This window comes from Streptomyces sp. DH12, assembly GCF_020873895.1.
Lineage (GTDB): Bacteria > Actinomycetota > Actinomycetes > Streptomycetales > Streptomycetaceae > Streptomyces.
This window is the reverse complement of record NZ_JAHWGT010001002.1, coordinates 1-460: the sequence shown is the minus strand read 5'-3', so window position 1 is coordinate 460 and position 460 is coordinate 1. Positions and strand designations below refer to the sequence as shown.

The 460-nt window shown below is 71.7% G+C and carries 1 protein-coding gene; it reads right to left on the bottom strand.

Translation table 11 applies throughout. The annotated features are described in order from the left end of the window. Window positions 1-460 (bottom strand): aminotransferase class I/II-fold pyridoxal phosphate-dependent enzyme (locus LPA54_RS38200; RefSeq protein ID WP_228984979.1); only part of this gene is annotated, 460 nt, incomplete at both ends.

Genomic DNA, 460 nt, shown 5'->3' with positions numbered 1-460 from the left:
AGATACGGCGTCGGTACCGTGTTGTCCACGATCAGCGGCACCCCCGCCGCGTGCGCGACGTCCGCGACCGCCCGCACGTCGAGGACGTTGCCGCGCGGATTGCCCAGCGACTCCGCGAACAGCGCCTTGGTGCCGGGGCGGATCGCGGCCCGCCACGCCTCCGGGTCGTCGGGGTCGTCCACGTAGGACACCTCGATGCCGAACTTCGGCAGCGTGTGCCGGAACAGGTTGTACGTGCCGCCGTACAGCGAGGTGCTGGACACGATGTGGTCGCCGGCGCTCGCCACGGTCAGCAGCGCCAGCGTCTCCGCGGCCTGCCCCGAGGACAGCGCCACGGCCGCGACACCGCCCTCCAGCGCGGCGATCCGCTGCTCGAAGACGTCCTGGGTCGGGTTGTGGATGCGGGTGTAGATGTTGCCGGGCTCGGCCAGGGCGAACAGGTCGGCGGCGTGCTGGGTGT